At 72.2% G+C, this 4,550-nt stretch carries 5 protein-coding genes; 4 read left to right on the top strand and 1 reads right to left on the bottom strand.

Features of this window, described 5'->3' with window-relative positions:
• Positions 1 to 142: 142 nt before the first annotated feature.
• Positions 143 to 2,170: a sensor histidine kinase gene (locus ACOJSN_RS22150; RefSeq protein ID WP_420114654.1), complete on the top strand. Its 2,028-nt coding sequence runs from the start codon at positions 143 to 145 to the stop codon at positions 2,168 to 2,170.
• Here ACOJSN_RS22150 and ACOJSN_RS22145 read toward each other — a convergent pair.
• Positions 2,146 to 2,829 carry a response regulator transcription factor gene (locus ACOJSN_RS22145; RefSeq protein WP_420114653.1) on the bottom strand — a complete coding sequence of 228 codons (684 nt, stop codon included), beginning with the start codon at positions 2,827 to 2,829 and terminating at the stop codon, positions 2,146 to 2,148. The genes ACOJSN_RS22150 and ACOJSN_RS22145 overlap by 25 nt on opposite strands.
• Before the next feature lie 55 nt (positions 2,830 to 2,884).
• Between ACOJSN_RS22145 and ACOJSN_RS22140 the strand changes: the two genes are divergently transcribed.
• From ACOJSN_RS22140 to ACOJSN_RS22130, 3 genes are all read left to right on the top strand, one after another.
• Positions 2,885 to 3,580, top strand: a complete 696-nt coding sequence (locus ACOJSN_RS22140; RefSeq protein ID WP_420114652.1) for an AzlC family ABC transporter permease — start codon at positions 2,885 to 2,887, stop codon at positions 3,578 to 3,580.
• Positions 3,577 to 3,888, top strand: coding sequence for an AzlD domain-containing protein (locus ACOJSN_RS22135; protein WP_420114651.1), 312 nt, complete (start codon positions 3,577 to 3,579; stop codon positions 3,886 to 3,888). The genes ACOJSN_RS22140 and ACOJSN_RS22135 overlap by 4 nt, the downstream gene beginning before the upstream one ends.
• 162 nt (positions 3,889 to 4,050) lie before the next feature.
• Positions 4,051 to 4,550 (top strand): 6-phosphogluconolactonase (locus ACOJSN_RS22130; RefSeq protein WP_420114650.1); only part of this gene is annotated, 500 nt, incomplete at its 3' end.

Below are 4,550 nucleotides of genomic sequence, written 5' to 3'. Positions count from 1 at the left end.
CCCCCCGGGGCCGCCGGGGGGCGCGGTTGTGTGGGGGGGGCCCCCGCGGGCCTGCCCCCATGGGGGGGGGGGGGGGGGCCCCCCCACCACGGTGTGCCCAGCCGCTCTTCCACTGGCGTGCTGGGGAGTCGATACTCGAGGAGTGACGGCCCGATGGCGTTCTCACGCCGTGGCCGTGGTCGCGACGATCGGGACCGCGGTCGTCGTCGGTTGCGTGCTGGTGCTGCTTGTCCGCGGCCGGTCGCTCGACGTCCTCTACGGGTTGTGGATCGTCCTCAACGGACCGTCGGCGGTGCTCGGCCTGTGGTTCGGCGCGCTCGTGCTGCACCGCAGCCCTCGACACGGCGCCGGCAGGATCCTCGTGACGATGGGCGTCCTGAACGCCGCACACGTGCTGGCGGCGACTCTGGCCGATGCTGCACTGGTCGCCACTGGGATCCGTCGGCCCCTCTTCGAGCAGCACGGACTGGTGCCCGCCGAGCTGCCGATGGTCGCCGCCGCGCCACTGCTCGTCATGAACGTGCTGTGGGTGCCGGTCGCCCTGCTCGCGGTGCTGCTGCTCGCGTACTTCCCCGACGGCACACTCCGGGGACCGCGGTGGCGCTGGATCCGCATCACGGCCACGGCGGGGGGCTGCATCCTCATGACGGCGATGGCGATCGATGCCTGGCCGACGGTCGACTGGGCCGATCCTGCGGACGCGCCACCAGTGCTCGCGCCGTTGTTGCTGGTCGGCGGCGTGCTCGCACTCGCGACGGCTCTCGGTGGCATGGTCTCGTTCGTGCTGCGGTGGCGTGACAGCAGGGCCACGCGGCGCCGATTCGAAGCGGTCGGGGGCGCCCTGATCGTGTTCGCGCTCGTGGCGATCCTCACCTACCCGTGGCCGCACATCTGGACGCCGCTGGTGCACGTGGGGCTGGGCATCGTGCTCGCGGTGTACGGCATCGCGATCACGCGTTTCCGACTCCATGAGGTCGAGCCGGTGCTCGGCAAGGGTGCGCTGGCGGTCGCCATCTCGGTGCTGGCGATCGTGGTCTACCTGGTCGTGGTCGTGGGGGTCGGCCGCCTCATCGGCGCCCAGACCAACAGCCCCGTGCTACCGCTGGTCGCCGTCGCGCTCGTGGCGCTGCTGGTCGAGCCTGCGCGGCGGTTGCTGCGCCGGGGGCTCGACCGGATGCTCTACGGCGACGTCACGGACCGGGGCGAGGTGATCTCACGCCTCACCGACCTGGCGCCGGAGCGGCCTACCGCGGCGGACGTCGCGGAGCTGGTGCTACGCGCCTCGGGCTCCTCACGCGCTGAGGTCGACGTCGGGGGCGGCCCAGCCACCGTAGCCGGCACCGACGCTCCCGGGGCTCCGCTGGCCCGCGCCGCCGTGGGCGATGCGGGCGAGATCCGTATCTATGCCCACGCCGTGGCTGACCTGCGCCCCGGCGCGCAACAGCTGCTCGACGACGTCGCACGGCTGCTCTTCCTCGTACTCGACAACGAGCGCCTCACCACCCGGCTGGAGGGCGAGCTTGCCCGCACGCGCGACTCCCGGCAGCGGATCGTCGAGGCGCAGGATGCCGCGCGGCGCGGGCTCGAGCGCGACCTCCACGACGGCGCGCAGGCCCAGCTGATCGCCATTCGGATGCACCTCGGAGAGCTGCTACGGCGGGATCGATCTGTCGATGTCGAGGCCGCGCTCACCGACCTGGTCGTGGAGGTCGAGTCGGCGATACGGCAGCTGCGCACCTTGGCGCGCGGGCTGCACCCGCCCGTGCTCGAGGAGTCGGGCGTGGCCGCAGCGGTGCACGCGCACGTCCGAGACGCGGCGCTGCCGGTGACGATCGAGGCCACAGGGTCGGCACGCTATCCCCGCGCGATCGAGGGAGCTGCCTACCTCGCGTGCCTGGAGGCACTTCAGAACGCACTGCGGCACGCGGGCGCGGACACGATCACGGTCGCAGTCGACTCCCGCGACGACGAGTTGTCGCTCTCGATCGTCGACGACGGGCACGGCTTCGACCCCGATCGAGTGCCGCGCAGCGGCCTCGACGGCCTGGCCGACCGAGTGAACGCCCTGGGTGGGCAGACCGAGGTGAGCTCCGCCGTCGGGCACGGAACGCAGGTACGGATCACGATCCCGGTGACCGGGCGGAGTCAGCCGGACACGGCGGAAAGGTAGACCAGGACCGCGCGGACGCGGCGATGAGCCGCGGTGTCCTGCGGGTCAAGGTCGAGCTTGGCCATGACCGAGGTGATGTGCTTCTCGACGGTGCGCTCGGTGAGGACGAGCTCGGCAGCGATGTGCGCGTTCGTCTCCCCCGAGGCCACGTGCGCGAGGATCTCGACCTCACGCGGGCTCAACTGTGCCAGCGGTGAGCTGGCTCGGCGTTCGCGCGCTGCGACGAGGGCATCGACCACGAGCGGGTCCAGCACGGTTCCGCCCGCCGCGACAGCGGCGATCGCGGCCCGGATCTGGTCGAGGTCACCGACACGCTCCTTGAGCAGGTAGGCGCGCCGCGCCGAGGTCGGCTCGAACAGCCGCAGCGCCCACTCCGGCTCGACATACTGCGACAGCACCACGACGCCGAGCTGTGGCTGCTCGACCGCGAGCTGCTCGGCCACCTGGATGCCCTCGTCGCTGTGCCCTGGCGGCATCCGCACATCGGTCAGGAGGACGTCGGGGCCATGCTCCCGCAGTGCGGCCCCGAGCTCGGGCAACGTGCCGACAGCCGCAACGACCTCGAGGTCGTCCAGCTCCGCGAGCATCCGGCGCAGGCCCTCGCGGATGAGGAAGCTGTCCTCGGCGAGTACCACGCGCGTCCGTGGCGGCGGCGTCATGGCGAGAGGGTACGCCTCGTCGGTGGCGGGCGGCGGGCGGTGGCAGAGTGTGCCCGTGCGTACGAGCCCGACCGTCCGATCAGCCGTGCGGCAGGGCGTGTCGGTGGGTCTGGCGACCGGCGCGTACGGGATCTCGTTCGGGGCGCTGTCGGTCGCGGCCGGGCTGGACGTGTGGCAGACCTGCGTGCTGTCGCTGCTGATGTTCACGGGCGGGAGCCAGTTCGCGTTCATCGGGGTGATCGGGGCGGGTGGCGCCGGGGCAGCGGCTACCGCCACGGCCGCGCTGCTCGGGGTGCGCAACTCCTTGTACGGGCTGCAGATGGCGTCGCTGTTGCGCCCGCGCGGGCTGCTGCGGGTCGGCGCGGCGCAGGTGACGATCGATGAGTCGACGGCGGTCGCACTCGCCCAGCCTGACCCGCCCGCCAGACGCGCGGGTTTCTGGGCTGCCGGTCTCGGCGTGTTCGTGTTCTGGAACCTTGCCACGCTCGCCGGAGCGCTGCTCGGCGACGTGCTCGGCGACCCCGCCCGCTGGGGCCTCGACGGCGCGGCCGCTGCCGCGTTCCTCGCACTGCTGTGGCCGCGCCTGAAGCAGAAGCAAGCGCAGGCGATCGGGGTGGTGGCAGCCGTGGTCGCGGCCATCGCGATCCCGCTCTCACCCGCCGGCATCCCGGTGCTCGCGGCCGCCGCGGTGACTGCGGCGATCGCGTGGTGGCAGTACCGCGAGCCCCCGCACGTGCGGAGCGGGTCATGACGCTCTGGGCGTGGGTGCTGCTCGCTGCCCTGATCTGCGTCGCGATGAAGGTCGCCGGCTACCTCGTGCCGAGCGAGGTGCTCGACAATCCTCGCATCGCGCACACCGCCGCGATGGTCACCTGTGGCCTGCTCGCGGCGTTGGTCGTCACCCAGACCTTTGCCGACGGCGCAGCTCTCGTTCTCGATGCGCGTCTCGTGGCGGTGGTGGTCGCCGGGGTAGCGCTGTGGCTGCGGGCCCCGTTCATCCTGGTGGTGCTTCTGGGCGCGATCGCTGCCGCGTGCGTCCGCGCCCTCGGGTGGGGCTGACGCCCGGGAGCCCGGCCCCGCCCACCCCGCCCCGGGCCGCTTCGTGTGCCGAGGCGAGGGTTGCGGCACGGGGTGCAACCGTGCCGCAAGCGGTTGCGGTACGGTTGCATCGTGCGCTGCGGCGCGCGACGTCATCACCACCGAATCGCAGGAGGACCTCCGATGCCCGAGCCGACGACCACGTTCACCGCAGGCGAGCTGCCCGTGGAGGTGTACGCCTCGGAGAAGGAGATGGGGATCGCCGCAGCCGAGCGCGCAGCGGCCACGATCCGTGACGCCGTGGCACGCAACGGGCAGGCGCGTTTGGTCATCGCCACCGGCAACTCCCAGTTCGCGTTCGTCGAGGCGCTGAGCGCCCAGGACATCCCGTGGGCGCAGGTCACTGCCTTCCACATGGACGAGTACGTCGGCATCGATGCCGACCACACCGCCGCGTTCCGCCGCTGGATCCGCGAGCGCATCGAAGAGCCCTTCAGCCCCGCCGCGGTCCACTACATCGAGGGCGATGCCCCCGACGCCGAGGCCGAGGCCGCGCGCTACGAGGCGCTGCTGCGCGAGGCGCCGCTCGACCTCGTCTGCATGGGGATCGGTGAGAACGGCCACCTCGCGTTCAACGAGCCGCACGTCGCGGACTTCGACGACGACCGCTGGGCGAGGATCAT

This window comes from Pseudactinotalea sp. (assembly GCF_048594945.1).
Classification (GTDB): Bacteria; Actinomycetota; Actinomycetes; order Actinomycetales; family Beutenbergiaceae; genus Pseudactinotalea.
This window is presented reverse-complemented; position numbering and strand designations above follow the sequence as displayed.

What these genes read in the sequence shown, in the direction of transcription:
- ACOJSN_RS22145 (WP_420114653.1), bottom strand. Translation starts at nt 2,829, where the DNA reads ATGACGCCGCCGCCACGGACGCGCGTGGTACTCGCCGAGGACAGCTTC.
- ACOJSN_RS22135 (WP_420114651.1), top strand. Translation starts at nt 3,577, where the DNA reads ATGACGCTCTGGGCGTGGGTGCTGCTCGCTGCCCTGATCTGCGTCGCG.